This window comes from Bacteroides sp. 1_1_30 (genome assembly GCF_020982715.1).
In the GTDB taxonomy this organism is placed as follows: domain Bacteria; phylum Bacteroidota; class Bacteroidia; order Bacteroidales; family Bacteroidaceae; genus Bacteroides; species Bacteroides xylanisolvens.
On the sequence record NZ_JAJKHN010000222.1, the window covers coordinates 1 to 1,129 of the forward strand.

The window sequence follows — 1,129 nt, forward strand, 5'->3', positions numbered from 1 at the left end:
TCGCCTCCTTTATCTTCCAGGTTTTATATGCCACCCAGCCCAGAGCACCGGCCAATGCGGCGATTCCCGCCGTGGCAGCAACCGCCCCCGTGCCCATGGTACTCAGAGAGGCGGCTGCGCCTGTCAGGCTGCCACCCGTGGCCACCTGTGTTGCGAACAGCGACTGCAATACCCCTTTCGCTCCGACAACACCGCCTCCGGACATCAAGGTACGCGTCATAGCTCCCCGTCCTGCCACGCCTGCGGACTGCATGGCCGAGACAATGGCCCTCTTTTGTCCGAAAGACATCTTGCTAGGACTCCCCATATCCAACAATCCCTGTACGGAGCCGACGGCCGCCGTCGCCGCTGACTGTTTGCCGATAAAGCCCATAGCGATACCGATATTGGTCAGGGCACCGGCCACCTTGAACAGCCGGACAGCCACCGCTCCTGTAAAAACAAGCGGCTCTATCCAATGGAAATTGCGTGCCACCCAGACCCCGATATTACCTATGACGGCAAAGATGTCCAACAGGGCGTTTCCGACAGAAACCAGTCCGCGGGTAAATTCCGGAGTCTTGAATTTATCCAGAAAGGAACGCAGAACGGCACGTACCGAGGGTTCCAGCACCTCGAATGCGTGCATGAACCCTTCGCTCATCCGGGAGGTAACCTGCGCCCACAATCCCTTAGTGGTACCCTGCTTTACAAGTGCCAGTTCCGCCGATATTCCCTGGGAACCTCTATTATGGGAACTGAGTGCACGCAGCCGGTCGTAATTACGGACAAACATCATAGCCGCATTCCCCCCGATTTTTCCAAAAATCGCCTGTATGTCCGCCATTGAGGCACCTTTCCTGTTCAGCTCCTCGAAGATGTCCGCCATGGGGCGCAACTTCTCCACCCGCACACCCTCCACGTCCCGCTTTTCCGTGAATTTGACGCCCAGGCGGTCCAAAACCTCCTGCCCCTCTTTCGTAGGCTTGGCAAAACGGGTGGACATGGCCCGCAGCGAGGTACCCGCCAGTGTGCCTTTCAACCCCATGTTGCCCAGCAGACCTATGGCGGCGCTGGCTTCCGTGAACTCCACACCGGCCATACGCAGGTAACCGGCGGCCATTTTATAGGATTCCGCTATTTCGACGAT

The 1,129-nt window shown here is 57.9% G+C and carries 1 protein-coding gene; it reads right to left on the minus strand.

The features are described 5' to 3' along the window. The coding region (locus LPH68_RS26905; RefSeq protein WP_370638814.1) for a phage tail tape measure protein at window positions 1–1,129 on the minus strand (1,129 nt) is incomplete at both ends.